Raw genomic sequence first — 14,173 nt, forward strand, 5'->3', positions numbered from 1 at the left:
CCTCACCGGCGCCCGAACCCGGCCAGCACGGCGCGGCCGGGGGCCGATCCGGCGTCGAGGTCCCAGACCTGGTGGTCCGGCACGATCGTGGCGGGCACGTCGGTGGCCAGGACCACGACCCCGGGGTAGTCCGCCAGCAGCCGTCCGAGCAGGGCGCGGCCGTCGGCGCCGAGCTGGTCGTCGATGTGGTCGAGCACCAGCAGCGGCGGTTCCTCGTGGAGCGCTCGGGCCAGCTGGAGGCGCGCGAGCTCGGGCAGCGACAGCGGTTCACCGCCCCGCCGCAGCTTCGTCCGCTCGCGGTCGGGCAGGGCGGCCACGCGTTCCTCGAGCCCGACGTCGCGCAGCGCGGGCCAGACCGGGCGCTTCGAGTCCGGGTTGCGGTAGCGCACCGCCCTGGCGATGGTGCCGCGTTCGACGGCGAGCCCGCGCGCGGCGTACCCGACCTGGCTGCGCCGCTCCGTCGGGGACCGGTCGCCGAGGTCACGTCCGGCGACCCGCACCCACGCCTTGGCCCGGCCGTCGACGCCGGCCAGGAACCCGAGCACCGCGTCGACGCGTTCCGGGTCCTGGCTGCGCAGGACGACCCGGGCGCCCGGAGCGGCGATCAGCCCGGGTGCGTCGACGCGTCCGATGCGGAGTTCGGAGACGTGGACCTCGGACGGCGCGGCGCCGCGGTCGGTGCCCGAGGAGCCCCCGCGCGGCCACCGGCGCCGCGCCGCTCCGGCCCCGGGGGCGAGCGCGGGCGAGAGGATCCGCCGCGCCGCCAGGTACGACTGGCGGTACTCCACGACCCGGCCGAGGTCGTGGGTCGGCGCGGCCAGCACGCCCACGACGGTGATCGCGGTGGCGATCGAGGCGTGATCGATGCCGGCCCAGGAACCGGCGGTGATGACGCAGAGGGTCGAGACCGCCGCGGTGGCCGCGGCGATGCCGCGCAGGTACCCGGCGACCTTCGAGCGGTGCACCGCGGCCGCTCCGACGTTCGTGCTGAGCTGGTCGATCTTCTTGAGCTCCCGGTGGATCCCGCCGCCCGCGCGGATCGACGAGCCGGCGGCGACGGTGTCGCTGACGTGGGAGGCGAGCCGCCCGCGGGCCTTGCGCACCGCCCGGGCCCGGCTGAACGCCGGCCGGGCGAGGAGCGCGAGACCACCGCAGAGGACGAGGACCGGGGCGAGCACCGCCAGCGCGAGCATCGGGTGCATCACCGCCAGCACCACGACCACGCCGACGATCAGCGGGATGCCCCCGGCCAGGGGGGCGATGCCCCACGCCACCCAGTTCCGGATGGCCGAGAGGTCGTTGGTGGTGCGGGCGATGGTGGTCCCGAGGGAGGGCCCGTCCGCCCCGGCGAGGCTGGAGGCGACGAGTCCGGCCCGCATCTCGTGCACGTAGTCCTGGGCGAGCTTCTCGGCGAACACCCGCTCCAGGACCCGGACGAGCCCCACCCCCAGCGCGGCCAGCAGCAGGACGCCGAGCGCGGTCCACCGGTGGCCGGGGTCGTCGGCTTGCATCAGGCGCGGCATGGTGACCGCGGTGATCCCGGCCAGCGCCGCCTGCCCCGCCCCGGTGGAGACGAGCACGGCGAACATCGCCCGCCGGCCGCCGGTGAGGAGGTCCGGCATCGGCTCCGCGGCTGCCCGGCTCACAGCAGCGCCCGCGCCACGTCGGGGTCGGCGAGTTCGTAGGTGTTGACCACGGGGACGTCCAGCACTTCCCGCGTCTCGCGCACGGCCAGCGGTGCCGAGGTGACCACCCCGCTGACGGCCGAGACGTGGAGCTCGTGGCTGCGCAGCACCTCCACCCCGGCGACGGCGCCGAGCGCCCCGGACGAGGCGAACACGACCTGGTCGACGTGCCGGGCGAAGACCGGGTCGGCCAGCAACCGCTTGGTCTCGCCCTGGTACAGGCCGTCGGCGATCTCGACGACGATGACGTCGGTGCCCGGCACCGACAGTTCCTCGAGGAGCGACACGAAGATCGACCGGACCTGGTCGTGGTCGAGCCGGAACGTGGTGGCGTAGCCGAAGTCGGTGAAGTCGAGGACCTCCGCCGCTCCCGCGTCGAGGAAGCCGTGCGGATCGCTCCCGGCGCCGGTACCGGTCGCCTTGCCCGCGCTGACCCGCAGCCCGGACTGCGCCAACCCCCGGATGAGGAAGTTGACCGTGGTCGACTTGCCCGCGTTCATCGAGGTGCCGAGCACGCCGATGACCCGGGGACGACCTCCGGTCGCGGGCCCGCGGCCACCGGTGCGGCGCGGCGCCGACCGCTGGAGGGTGACGATGCCCTCCGCGTCGGCGAGCAGGCCCACCGGGCGCACCACCGTCGGATCGTCGACGTCGTCGTGCTTGGCGGTCACGAACCCGGCCAGGCCGCCCGCGGCGACGAGGTGGAGGGGGCGCAGGTCGCCGGGCACCTCGGCCTCGAACTGGTCGGGGGCGTAGCGGTGCCCGTAGGCGATCAGCACCTCGTCGCCGGGGAACAGGGTCTGGCGCCGGCTCACCGGGCTCTCCAGCTTCGCGTGCAGCCCGATCTCGTCGACGCGGGCGAGCACCACATCGCCCGGCTGCGGGACCACGCCCGGTCCGCTGAGCAGCGCGTAGCCGGAGGGGTCGTCGTCGATGCGGGCGGCGAGATGTCGGGTGGTGTACGCCTTCTTCGCCCGGTTCAGCCGAACGGGGTCGAGATCGTCCCGCCGGGGGAGTGCGTCGACCTCGCGGACCGCGCCCGGTGCGGTCGTGCCGTGCTGGGCGGTGGCGACGGGCAGCATGACGTTCCTTCTTCCCTCGAACGAGTGGCGGAGCTTCGACGGGGACGAAGTTAGGGAGACCGGGTGAGAGCACCGTGGGGCCAGGATGAAGGGATCTTCAGCCGGGTATCGCCCACGTCACACGCGGCCGTGCACCGGGTGCGCCGCTGACGCCCCGGCCGTCCGCGGCGGATAATGGAGCCATGCCAGAGCAACTGCGCGGTTCCGACATCACCATTGCGCCCGGGGTGGCCACGGCCATCGGTTCGATGCCGGGGTCGGACCCGGTGGAGGCGGCGCGCACCGTCGTCGGCGAGCTGCCCGAGCTGATGCCGTTCCCCGAGCTGCCGGGCCGGGGCGTGGGTGCCGACATCATCGGTCGCACCGCGGCGATGCTGGTCGACCTCGCCGTCGAACTGGTGCCCTCCGGCTACCGGGTCGCGGGCAAGACCGGTCGCGACCACCGGCGCGGGCAGGACCTGCTGCGCTGGGACCTGGACGCGGTGGAGCAGGCCGTCGGCGAGGCCGGGGCGCCGCGCGCGGTGAAGGTGCAGGCGGCCGGTCCGTGGACGCTGGCCGCCGAGGTCGAGCTGGCCCGCGGCCACCGGGTGCTCACCGATCCAGGTGCGCTGGCCGACTTCACCGAATCGCTGGTCGAGGGCCTGCGGGGGCACGTCGAGGCGGTCGCCGCCCGCACCGGGGCGCCGGTGGTGGTGCAGCTCGACGAGCCGGTGCTGCCCGCGGTGCTGGCCGGTCGGCTGCCCACGCCCTCGGACTACGGCACCGTGCCCGCGGTCCCCGAACCGGAGGCGCAGCGGCTGCTGGCCGGGGTGGTCGAGCGGCTCGGGGCGCCGGTGGTCGTGCACTGCTGCGCCGGTCGGCCGCCGGTGGCGCTGCTGCGCCGCGCCGGGGCCGCCGCGATCGCGCTGGACGCCACCGGACTGGGCGAGGTCACCGGGGCGCTGGCCGACGAGCTCGGCGAGACCTGGCAGGAACGGGTGCCGCTGCTGCTCGGGCTGGTGCCCGGCACCCCGGCCACCGACGCGCCGGTCGGACCGGGCCGGCTCGCCGAACCCGCCTTCGCGCTCGCCTCCCGCCTCGGCTTCGGCCGCCGCGCACTCGCCGAGCTCGCCGTGCCCACACCGACCTGCGGACTCGCCGGGGCCGACCCGGCGTGGGCCCGCCGCGCGATCGCGCTCAGCCGCGACCTGGCGGGCGTCTTCGCCGAGCACGCGGAGAGCTGAGCCCGGTCCGCTGCCGAACCGGCCCCGGGCCGGGTGATCACTGGGTTACCGTGAGCGAGCACGCTCGCGGCTCCGGAGGGGAACCCAGATGGCCCGGCTCATGGTGACTTTCGCCCTGCAGGACGACGACCCGCAGCGCCGGGAGGAGGCGACGCACCGGCTGCTCGGTGAGCTGCGCGACCTCGCGGTGCTGCGGGTGGACCGGGTGCGCGGTGCCGTCGAGGAGGGCGCCAAGGCCGGTGCCGCCCTGGAGATCGGGCAGCTCGTGCTCAGCGGGGTGTTCTCCACCGCGGCCCTCACCGCCGCCACGAAGGTGCTGGTGGCCCGGTTGCAGCGGGAAGGCGCGCGCCAGGTCGTCCTCGGCGAGGGCGAGAACCGGATCGAGATCACCGGGCTGTCCGGCAAGGACCAGAGCGCCGTGGTGCACGCCATCACGGCGGCCCTGGCCTCCTCGGGGGCGCTCGACGAGGGCGAGCCCGCGGAGAGGTGATCGCGTGCGCCTGGCCTTGCTGATCGCCACCTCGATGTACGCCGATCCGGGGCTGCGCGCGCTGCGCGCCCCGGCCGACGAGGCGGAGGAGCTCCGCCAGGTGCTGCTCGCGCAGGGCGACTTCGACCAGGTCGAGGTGCTGCGCAACGAATCCCGCAGCCAGCTCGAACGCGCGGTGGACGACGTGTTCCGCAACGCGGGCCCCGGCGACCTGGTGCTGCTCTACCTGAGCTGCCACGGCCTCAAGGACGACCGGGGCAACCTGGTGTTCGCGGCCTGCAACACCGAGCTGGACCGGCCCGATTCCACCGCGCTGACCGCGTCGTTCGTCCGGGAGCGGGTGCACGCCTCGCAGGCCTCCACCAAGGTGCTGCTGCTGGACTGCTGCTACAGCGGCGCGTTCTCGCTGAGCGGCGCCAAGTCCTCGGCGCTGGTCGACCACGCCCAGCTCACCGGGCGCGGCACCTTCCTGCTCACCGCGACCAGCGCCCTGGAGTACGCCTACGAGGACGACCGGCTCACCGACAACGCCGCGATCGCCTCCTCGCTGTTCACCGACGCCCTGCTGGAGGGCATCCGCACCGGTGCGGCCGACGCGGACGGCGACGGGCTGATCACCGGGGAGGAGCTCTACCTGTACGTGGCCGCGAAGCTCGCCGGGCGCCAGAGCCCGCAGCGCACCAACGACGGCTACGGCACCTTCTACGTCGCGCGGACCGGCGGGACGGTCCCGGCGCCGCCCTCGACCGCCGACCTGCCGGAGGTCTCCCTCGGCGAGCTGCTCGGCGACCCGCTGCGTCGCCCGGACGAGCCGCTGGGGCGCACCGCGGCGCCGGTCGTCGGCGTGCGCGGCGCGGCCGGGGAACCCTTCACCGTCGACTTCGCCGCGCACAACCTCGTCGTGCTCGGCCCGAGCGGCTCCGGCAAGAGCCGGTTCCTGCGCACCGTCCTGCTCGGACTGGCGGCGGGCGCCGACCCGTCCGAGGTCCGGATCAGCTGCGTGGACTCGGAAAGCCGGTTCGGCGCGTTCGCCCGGCTCGACCACGTCGACGCGGTCGTCGGACCGGACGAGCACGAGGCGATCGGTCGGGTGGTGGCCGCCGCCGGGCGGACCCTGGCGGCGCGGCGGGCGCTGTTCCGGGAGCGGGACTTCGACTCGGTCCGCGACTTCCGCGCCGCCCGGCGCAACGGGGAGCTCGACGACGCGCACCCCGACCTGTTCCTCGTGCTCGACCGCTGGGAACCCTTCGCCGACCACAACCCCGACCTGGTGCGCGAGGTCGTCATGCTCGCCCGCGACGGGCTCCAGTTCGGGCTGCACGTGGTGGCCACGGCGCGGCGGGCCTCGGACCTGCCGCCGCGGGTGCACAGCCAGCTCACCGGCCGGATCGAGCTGGGCGAGGGCCCGGCGCGCTCGCACACCGGACCGTTCCGCCCCGCCCTGCCCCGGCTCGGGCGGCACAGCGGGCGGATCGCCGAGGACGTCGCCTCGGTGGAGGAGTACGGGCGGCCGGTTCCCCGGACGATCGGCCCGGCGGGCCTGCGCGACCTCGGCCTGCTCCGAGAGCCGGCGGCGGAACCGGCCCGCCCGCCGCTGCGGATCCCGCTCGGCGTGGACCGGTCCGGTCGCCCCGTCGTGCTCGACCTCCGCACCGGGGCAGCGACTCGGTCGGCAGGGGCCGGACCGCACGGACTCGTCGTGGGACGGCCGGGAGCGCGGGTCGCCCAGACGGTGCGCGCGGTGGTGACGCTGCTCGCGCTCGCCCACTCCCCGGCCGAGCTGTCCTTGGCCCTGCTCGGCAGCGCCAAGCGGAACGAGCTGCGGGGCCTGGTCGATCTGCCGCACTGCGTGCTGGACCGGGCGGTACCGCTGCCCACCGGACTCGACCGCGTGCAGCGTGAGATCAACCGGCGGCGCGCGGCGGAACCGGGTTCCTGGTCGCCCTTGGTCGTCACCATCAACCTGGAATTCCCGCATTTCTCCGCGCCGCGGCTGATGGACAAGATCCTCGCGGTGATGCGCAGCGGTGGGGAGGTGGACGTCCACGTGCTCCTGCACGGCTACGAGCTCGGACCTGAACAACCGGACGAACTCCTGGACCTGTGCGGTTTCCGCATCGTGCACCGGACCACCGCGCGGGCTGAGTCCTGGCGCTTGCTCGGCAGCGGTGCCGCGGCGGAGGCCACCGACGTCCAAGGGCTCGGGTGGCTCAAGAGGGCGGACGACCCGCCGGTCCGGTTCCAGGGCTGGGAGCCGAACGCCGAGTTCGCCGAGGAACTGCGCGCGCTCAGTGACGCCCCGACGCGGGCCGAGGTGCTCGCCGACCCGCTGGACGGGCCGATCACCCTCGCCGACGTCCTCGGCGAGCCGTCGTCCGACCCGGTGCGCGGGGCGTCCACCGCCGCGCCCGGCGCGGACCGGTTGCCGGTGGGGATCGTGGACGACTTCGAGCGCGCGACGACCGCGCCGCTCACGCTCCCGGTGGGGCGCAACCTCCTCATCAGCGGGCCGCCGAGATCCGGCCGGTCTTCCGCGGCGCGGACCGCAGTGCTGGCGCTGGCGCTGAGCAGGACACCCGAGGAGCTGGTGTTCTACTTCCTCGGCCGGGGCGACGGCTTCTCCTGCGGGGACGTGCTCGCCGCGCTACCGCACGTGGCGGGGACGGCGTCGTTCGGCAGTGCGGACGCCGAGGCGGCGGCCATGATCCGCGAGATCACCGCGGTCCTGGGCGCGCGCGAAGCGGGCGAAGGAGGCCCGGCACCCCTGCTCTACCTGGTGGTCGAGCCGTGGCACGTGATGGTGGACCGGTTCGGCGACCTCGCGGCGGAGATCGAGCGGATCGCCGAGCGCGGCGCGAGGTTCGGGGTCCACGTCATCGCGGTGGTGGAGCCCGGGGGAGGGGGACCGGACCTACCGACCCGGTGGGAGCTGAGCCGGGAGGCGCCCGGTACCGGGGTCCTCGGGGGTGCCCGGTTCCGGTTGGCGCTGCCGTGGTTCGAGGACGAGGGGCCCGAGCCGAGTGCGGCCTTGGCCCGGCGGATCGCGGAGGCGTGGCCGGGGTTCCCCGCGAGGGCGTCCGCAGCGGTGACCGCGCCCCCGGTGGTCCCGTACTCGGCGGGTAGCGGGAGCGGCTTGCGGATCGGTTGGCTGGAGCGCGAAGGTGCCTGGCTGGACGTGGACCTCGACGAGACCGCGCACCTGCTCTGCGTCGGCTCCCGCAGTTCGGGGACCGGCTCGCTGCTGCGGGTCGTCCACCGCGAGGTCGAACGCCTCCACCCGGGAAGCCGGGTCGTGGTCCTGGATCCGCGCCGGGAGCTGTTGGGCGAGTTCCCCGCGTGGCTGAGCTACCTGGCGGTGCCCAGCGGGTTCCGCGCGGCGGTGGAGCCGCTGCTGGCCGAACTCGGCAGGCGCTCGCGCGGCGGGCGGTGGGACCGGCGGGTGTTCCTCCTGGTCGCCGACGCCGAGCTGATCGCCCCGGAGGTGCTCGACGGGCTGGTCGACCACCTCGCGGAGGGCGCGCGGATCGGGTTCCACCTCGTGCTGACCCACAACTCGGTCAACCAGGCGGGGGCCTTGCGCTCCGGGGTCGCGGCCGCGCTGCGCGACGCGGGGTGCACGGCGGTGGTGCTCAACGGCGACCCCCGGGACGGGGAGCTGTGGCCGGGGGTGGTGGCCACCGCGCAGCCGCCCGGTCGCGGGCGGGCGCTGCGGCCCGGCCGCGAGCCGGAAGTGGTCCGGTTGTCGTGGCCGGACGCCGGTGCGCCGGACCCGGGCGAGCAGCGCGCCCCGGCCCCCGACTTGTTGCCGCCCGGTTGGGTCGCGACGCCGCCGGTCACCGGGCACCCGGGCGGCCGAACCGCTGACGGGATTTCGTGAACGGTCGGTGGCCGCGGCGTGCTGCTGGTAGGAAGAAGTCCGTGGTACAGGACTCCGGGCAGGACGAGGTGGAGCGCGCCGGGTGGCTGCGGCGGAGCACGCTGCACGAGGCGGCGTGCCTGACGCTGGTGCGCGGTGCGGACGTCGAACGGGTCGCCGCCGGGTTCGGGGCGGTCGCCGACCTGGCGCGCCCGCTGGACATCGACGAGTTCTGCGAGGAGTCCTTCGCCCAGCAGGAGCGGTACCCGATGATCGCGGTGCGCCCGCTGGGCGACTGGCTGCTGGTGGTCGAGGACGGCGGGTTCCAGGGGCGGCGCCCGGAGGTGCTGCGCCGGATCACCCGGGGCACCCGCGGGGTGTCGCTGTTCTGGGACGCCGCGGCCGTCACCCGCTTCTCCAGCGCCGCCGCCGGCGAGCTGCGGACCACGTTCGAGGCGGTGCTGCCGGAGATCCGGGAGGGCGCCGCGCCCGACGAGCTGGAGGGCGCGCGGGCCGGGCTGCCGTGGTCGCGGGCGGAACCGGTGTCGCTGATGCTCGCGCTGGCGGGCCGGGTCACCGGGATCGAACCGACGCGGGAGTGGCTGGCCGGTGAGTTCCGGACCTTCCCGGTCGCCCCGTGGCCCGACGACCTGGCCTCGCTGCCCGCGCCACCGTCGGAGATCACCGGCTACCCGCCCGAGCTGGCGCCGCTGCTGCGGGCCGCCGGTTCGGCCGAGCGGCGCAGCGCCGCGCTGGCGGTGGCCCGGCACGTGCTCGGCTCGGTGGACTTCCTATGCCATCCCGTCGTGGACCAGGTGCTCGCCGCGATGCGCGACCGCCGCGGGGTGGACCACGCGCGGCTCAACGAGACCGTCCGGGAGTGGAGCTGGCGCAGCGTCTTCAACCGGCCGCGCGGCAGCGCCGTGCGCAACGAGCTGCACGCGCTGGAGGTGCTGCGCCGCGCCGCGCACGACGACCCGCTGACGGCGGTGCTGGCGGCGCTCGCCGAGGCCCGCCGGGTGCGCGGGATCGACCCGGCCGAGCTGGCGCACGTCGCCTCCGCCGCGCTGGACGCGTCCTGCCGGTCCTGACCCGTCCTGCCGGTCCGTTGCGTTCGGTGCCGAACCGGCCCCGCCGCGCGGACCGGACCGGCACAATGGGGCCATGCTGAAGTTCTTCCGCCGCCGCTCGGCGCCCGAGTCCGAACCGGTCGACGCCGACGCGCTCGCGCGGGAGTTCTGGCAGCGCTGGGACGCGATGCTGCCCGAGATCGCCGCGGCGCTGGGCGACGAGTCCCCGCAGCGGGTCGAAGCCCTGGTCGCCGACGCCGTCGCCGCGCTGCACCCGCGGCTGACCTTCGGCATCGAGCGCGGCGAGCAGGCCGTCTACGCCTTGGTGGTGAGCGGGCAGGCCGACCCGGAGCTGCGCCGCTTCACCGACGCCTGGAAGGCCACCGCGCCCGCGCCCGGGCCGCTGTGGGAGTACCACGACTCGGTGCCCGCGGTGCCCGATCCCACCGAGGTCACCGTCAACCTGCGCGGTGAGCGCTACCCGCTGGCGGAGGTCCGGGTGGTGGCGCAGGTCGACGAGGCGGAGGGCCTGGTGGACGTCGCGGTGTACCACCCCGGCTTCGCCGCCCTGGACGACGACGTGAAGCGGGCGCTGACGTTCCTGCCGCTGGACGCCGCCCTCGGCGAACGGCTGGCCGCCGACCGGCTCGGCCGGGTGGAGACCGCCGACCGGGAGCCGCAGGGCGCGATCGGCCTGCTGGAGCTGCGCGAGCTGGTCCGCGAGCTCGATCGCGGCTGAGCTCGCGCCGCGACGGCGAGGCGCTGCGTGCCGTTGTCGGGGCGGCTCGTTAACCTCGGCACGTGACCAGCGAAGACCCGCGCCGCCCAGACCTCGACGGCCCCGATCTCGACGGCCCCGATGAGCTGCCCGGTGAGCTGCCCGGCGATCCCGCCGCGGGCGGTGCGGCGGAAGGGGCCGAGGACGTTCCCGCTGACGTGCGGGAACGCTATTCCGCACTGGTCGAGGAGGTGCGCGGGCACCAGTTCCGCTACTACGTGCTCGACGCCCCGACGATCTCCGACGGCGAGTTCGACGAGCTGTTCGGCGAGCTCCAGCGGATCGAGGAGCGGCACCCGGCGCTGCGCCTGGCCGACTCGCCCACGCAGGTGGTCGGCGGCACGTTCTCCACCGAGTTCACCGCCGTGGCGCACCTGGAGCGGATGCTCAGCCTGGACAACGCCTTCGACACCGACGAGCTGCGCGCCTGGGTCGAGCGGGTGGAGCGCGAGGTCGGCGGTCAGGTCCACCACCTGTGCGAGCTCAAGATCGACGGGCTGGCCATCAACCTGCTCTACCGGGACGGGCGCCTGGAGCGGGCCCTGACCCGGGGGGACGGCCGCACCGGCGAGGACGTGACGCTCAACGTGCGCACCATGGCCGACGTGCCGGAGCGGCTCACCGGCACCGACGAGTACCCGGTGCCCGCCCTGGTGGAGGTCCGCGGCGAGGTGTTCTTCCGCGTCGAGGAGTTCGCCGAGCTCAACGCGAAGCTGGTCGAGGCGGGCAAGCCGCCGTTCGCCAACCCGCGCAACGCCGCCGCCGGATCGCTGCGGCAGAAGGACCCGCGGATCACCCGCACCCGCCCGCTGCGGTTGATCTGCCACGGGCTCGGCAAGCGGGAGGGCTTCGAACCGGCCCGCCAGTCCGAGTCCTACGCGGCGCTGCGCGCCTGGGGGCTGCCGGTGTCCGAGCACACCGTCGTGCTGACCACCGAGGACGAGCTGGTCGAGCACATCCGGTACTGGGGCGAGCACCGCGACTCCGCCGCGCACGAGATCGACGGCGTGGTGATCAAGGTCGACGAGGTGCCGCTGCAGCGCAGGCTGGGCACCACCTCGCGGGCCCCGCGCTGGGCGATCGCCTACAAGTACCCGCCGGAGCAGGCGACCACGACGCTGCAGGAGATCCGGGTCAACGTGGGGCGCACCGGGCGGGTGACCCCGTACGCGGTGATGGAGCCGGTCAAGGTCGCCGGGTCCACGGTGTCGATGGCCACCCTGCACAACGCCGACGAGGTGCGCCGCAAGGGCGTGCTGATCGGCGACCGGGTGGTGATCCGCAAGGCGGGCGACGTGATCCCCGAGGTGCTCGGCCCGGTGGCGGACGTCCGCACCGGCGAGGAGCGCGAGTTCGAGATGCCCACCCTGTGCCCGGAGTGCGGGACGCCGCTGCGCCAGCAGAAGGAGGGCGACGTCGACATCCGCTGCCCGAACAGCCGGTCCTGCCCGGCGCAGCTCCGGGAGCGGTTGTTCCACCTCGCCGGGCGCGGCGGCTTCGACATCGAGGTGATGGGCTACGAGGCGGCGGCGGCGCTGCTGGACTCCGGGGTGCTCACCGACGAGGGCGACGTGTTCGACCTCGACGAGGACGCGCTGCTGCGCACCCCGCTGTTCCGCACCAAGGACGGCGCCCTGTCGGCCAACGGCGCGAAGCTGCTGCGGAACCTGGAGTCGGCGAAGAACCAGCCGCTGTGGCGGGTGCTGGTGGCGCTGTCGATCCGGCACGTGGGGCCGACCGCCGCGCAGGCGCTGGCCCGCGAGTTCGGGTCGCTGGACCGCATCGAGCAGGCGACCGAGGAGGAGCTGGCCGCCACCGACGGGGTCGGCCCGACGATCGCGACGGCCGTGGTCGAGTGGTTCGAGGTGGACTGGCACCGCGAGGTCGTGCGCAAGTGGCGCGCGGCGGGCGTGCGGATGGCCGACGAGCGCGACGAATCCGTCCCGCGCACCCTCGAAGGTCTGTCCATCGTGGTCACCGGGACGCTGACGACCTACTCCCGGGACGAGGCCAAGGAAATGATCATGGAACGCGGTGGCCGCGCGGCCGGTTCGGTGTCGAAGAAGACGGCGTTCGTGGTGGTCGGCGACTCGCCCGGGTCGAAGTACGACAAGGCGATGCAGCTCAAGGTGCCGGTCCTCGACGAGGACGGGTTCACCGCGCTGCTCCAGCAGGGCCCCGAGGCCGCCGCCGAGCGCGCGCTGCCCGCGGAATGAGCACCGCGCCCCGAGTGGCAGCATCCGGTGGCATGACGACGATCCGCGCTGCCCGGGCGGCCGACTTCGAGGCCATCGGCGAGCTCTGCGTCCGCGCCTACGCCGAGGCGGGCAACCTCCCGGCCGACGACATCGACTACGCCACCGAGCTGCGCAACGCCGCCGACCGCGCGGCGAAGGCGGAGCTGCTGGTGGCGGTGGACGACGACGCGGTGCTCGGCACGGTCACCGTGGCCCGACCCGGCGGCGTGTACGCCGAGATCGCCCGGCCCGGCGAGGTCGAGTTCCGGATGCTCGCGGTGGCCCCCGAAGCAGCCGGGCGCGGCATCGGCGCCGCCCTCGTCGGCGCGGTGCTGGACCGGGCCCGACAGGAGGACGCGAAGCAGGTCGTGCTCTGCGTCTCGGAGGTCGCCACCGCCGCCCAGCGCCTCTACCGGCGACTGGGCTTCGAGCCGATGCCGGAGCGGGATTGGCTACCAGTGCCAAACTTCCGCCTCACCGCTCACCGTCTTCCACTGTTCTGAACTCGCCTTGCGGAGCGGTGCGGGCAGCGGAACCTCAGCGGCCTTCTCGCTCCGGGCGCCCTTCCTCATGTACAAGCGCGTACACAGCGTCAGGGCGTCCTCGCGAGAAGACCGCTGAGAACCCGCGGCGGTGCGAGTTGCGGGGGTGGGGCAAAGCGGAAGCGGCTTTCGCCGCTTGCCTGACGGTGGTCGGGTTCGGCGTGTGCGTGCCGCTTGCCTGGCGGTGGTGCCGGATGCCGTTGCGCGCGGGGCTTCTCGTTCGTCGTGCGGGTGGGTTTTGCTGGGTGAGGGGCACCCTTGTCCGAGTTACTTGGACAAGGGTGCCCCTCACTCCTGTTCCGAACGGGTGAGCCGCGGGGGCTCAGTTGTCCAGGACGACGGCGACGATCCCGGCGAGGTGGGAGAGCCGGGCGAGCTCGGCGGTGCGGAACAGCGGTCCGCCGGGTCGTCCGGCCAGCAGCACCCGGTCGGGCTTGCCGATCGGGGTGGCGGCGAGTTCGGTGCCGAGCTCCTGCCACGTCCCGGGCACCCACTCGGCGTCGCTGTCCAGGATGGTGCCGCGGTCCAGCGGCAGCCACGGCAGCTCCAGGTAGCCCTCCTGCGGTGCGGAGGTGCTGGCGGCGAGCTGCTCGGCGCCGCCGGAGCGGTGCCCGAACACCATCGCCCAGCCCGACCGGATGATCCGCGGCACGCCTTCGGCGAAGATCTGCAGCCCGTTGCCCGGGTCGGCGGCGATCTCCTCGACCAGCTCCAGCTCGCGGTGGGTGTCCAGCACGCCGGAGTAGGGCCGGACCGCGTCCACCTCGACGCCCTCGATCGATTCGGCCGCCGTGATCAGCACGTCCGGCAGCCGACCGGAGGGCAGCTCCACCACCAGGTCGTCGATGGCCACCCCGCCGCCGCGCTCCACCACGTCGACGCTGAGGATGTCGGCGCCGATCTCGCCGAGAGCGCTGGCGACCGAGCCGAGGGTGCCCGGCTGGTCCGGTATCTGCACCCGAACGAGGAAGGACACCGGACTCAACGCCTCCAGCTTCGTGCGCGGCACCTCGCCGGCCGCGCGGCTCCACGACCGCGCTGGTCCGGCGGCCGGGGGTTGGCGCTGGAATTGTGGCAGATCCGGGGCCGCTGTGGTGATCCCGGCGTCCACGCAGTGGAATGACCTGCGCTTTCCGGGACCCCGGCGACCCCGCCCGGCCCGGCGCGCCCCCCGGACCCCACCGGGCGGGTTCACCATAGACTTCACGGG

Annotated in this window: 10 protein-coding genes; 7 read left to right on the forward strand and 3 right to left on the reverse strand. The window is 74.6% G+C overall.

Annotation, left to right across the window (positions count from 1 at the left end; genetic code table 11):
• Positions 1 to 2: 2 nt before the first annotated feature.
• Together ABD976_RS26125 and ABD976_RS26130 are read right to left on the reverse strand one after the other, a co-directional pair.
• Positions 3 to 1,622, reverse strand: coding sequence for an ABC transporter transmembrane domain-containing protein (locus tag ABD976_RS26125; protein ID WP_345367722.1), 1,620 nt, complete (start codon positions 1,620 to 1,622; stop codon positions 3 to 5).
• Positions 1,623 to 1,642: 20 nt separating this feature from the next.
• Positions 1,643 to 2,767: a DUF1611 domain-containing protein gene (locus ABD976_RS26130; protein WP_345367723.1), complete on the reverse strand. Its 1,125-nt coding sequence runs from the start codon at positions 2,765 to 2,767 to the stop codon at positions 1,643 to 1,645.
• A gap of 182 nt (positions 2,768 to 2,949) precedes the next feature.
• Here ABD976_RS26130 and ABD976_RS26135 point away from each other — a divergent pair, with 182 nt between their 5' ends.
• From ABD976_RS26135 to ABD976_RS26165, 7 genes are all read left to right on the forward strand, one after another.
• A complete protein-coding gene (locus tag ABD976_RS26135; protein ID WP_345367724.1) occupies positions 2,950 to 3,990 on the forward strand; it encodes a uroporphyrinogen decarboxylase/cobalamine-independent methonine synthase family protein in 1,041 nt (346 codons plus the stop codon).
• 88 nt (positions 3,991 to 4,078) lie between these two features.
• Positions 4,079 to 4,480 carry a hypothetical protein gene (locus tag ABD976_RS26140; RefSeq protein ID WP_345367725.1) on the forward strand — a complete coding sequence of 134 codons (402 nt, stop codon included), beginning with the start codon at positions 4,079 to 4,081 and terminating at the stop codon, positions 4,478 to 4,480.
• Between the two features lie 4 nt (positions 4,481 to 4,484).
• Entirely contained in the window at positions 4,485 to 8,357 is a 3,873-nt protein-coding gene (locus ABD976_RS26145; protein ID WP_345367726.1) for a caspase, EACC1-associated type, read from the forward strand.
• A gap of 41 nt (positions 8,358 to 8,398) precedes the next feature.
• Complete coding sequence (locus tag ABD976_RS26150) at positions 8,399 to 9,427, forward strand: DUF6461 domain-containing protein (RefSeq protein WP_345367727.1); 1,029 nt, start codon at positions 8,399 to 8,401, stop codon at positions 9,425 to 9,427.
• Positions 9,428 to 9,500: 73 nt separating this feature from the next.
• On the forward strand, positions 9,501 to 10,145 hold the full coding sequence (locus ABD976_RS26155; protein ID WP_345367728.1) for a hypothetical protein: 645 nt from the start codon (positions 9,501 to 9,503) through the stop codon (positions 10,143 to 10,145).
• Between the two features lie 125 nt (positions 10,146 to 10,270).
• Positions 10,271 to 12,400, forward strand: coding sequence for an NAD-dependent DNA ligase LigA (gene ligA, locus ABD976_RS26160; RefSeq protein ID WP_369774599.1), 2,130 nt, complete (start codon positions 10,271 to 10,273; stop codon positions 12,398 to 12,400).
• 32 nt (positions 12,401 to 12,432) lie between these two features.
• A complete protein-coding gene (locus tag ABD976_RS26165; RefSeq protein WP_345367729.1) occupies positions 12,433 to 12,924 on the forward strand; it encodes a GNAT family N-acetyltransferase in 492 nt (163 codons plus the stop codon).
• 361 nt (positions 12,925 to 13,285) lie between these two features.
• Here the strand turns inward: ABD976_RS26165 and ABD976_RS26170 are convergent, their stop codons facing one another.
• Positions 13,286 to 13,939 carry an ACT domain-containing protein gene (locus ABD976_RS26170; RefSeq protein WP_345367730.1) on the reverse strand — a complete coding sequence of 218 codons (654 nt, stop codon included), beginning with the start codon at positions 13,937 to 13,939 and terminating at the stop codon, positions 13,286 to 13,288.
• Positions 13,940 to 14,173: the final 234 nt, after the last annotated feature.

Origin of the sequence: Saccharopolyspora cebuensis, assembly GCF_039542665.1 — a bacterium.
Taxonomy (GTDB): Bacteria; Actinomycetota; Actinomycetes; order Mycobacteriales; family Pseudonocardiaceae; genus Saccharopolyspora; species Saccharopolyspora cebuensis.